Annotated in this window: 1 pseudogene; it reads left to right on the top strand. The window is 67.5% G+C overall.

Features of this window, described 5'->3' with window-relative positions:
* Nucleotides 1-48: 48 nt before the first annotated feature.
* Nucleotides 49-511, top strand: a pseudogene (gene gcvT, locus ACFPU0_RS14655) (glycine cleavage system aminomethyltransferase GcvT); the annotation flags it as partial.

Genomic DNA, 511 nt, shown 5'->3' with positions numbered 1-511 from the left:
GCTTCCAGCTTCCAGCTTCCAGCTTCCAGCTAATAGAAGGATTCCCGAATGTCTTTGGCAACAACCCCCCTGCATTCCCTGCACCTGGAACTCGGTGCCAAGATGGTTCCCTTCGCCGGCTACGCCATGCCGGTGCAGTACCCCCTCGGCGTGCTCAAGGAGCACCTGCACACCCGCGACCAGGCCGGCCTGTTCGACGTGTCGCACATGGGCCAGATCATCCTGCGCGGCGCGCACGCCGCCCGCGCCCTGGAAAGCCTGGTGCCGGTGGACATCCTCGACCTGCCGCTGGGCACCCAGCGCTACGCGCTGTTCACCGACGACAACGGCGGCATCCTCGACGACCTGATGGTCGCGCGCCTGGCCGCGGACGAACTGTTCCTGGTGGTCAACGCCGCCTGCAAGGCGCAGGACCTGGCCCACCTGCGGGCGAAGATCGGCGAGCAGTGCGCCATCGAATCGCTGTTCGAGAGCCGCGCGCTGCTGGCCCTGCAGGGGCCCAAGGCGGCCG

Origin of the sequence: Pseudomonas sp. GCM10022186, from assembly GCF_042656385.1 — a bacterium.
Taxonomy (GTDB): domain Bacteria; phylum Pseudomonadota; class Gammaproteobacteria; order Pseudomonadales; family Pseudomonadaceae; genus Metapseudomonas.
The sequence above is the reverse complement of the archived record's forward strand: the minus strand, read 5'-3'. Positions and strand labels throughout refer to the sequence as shown.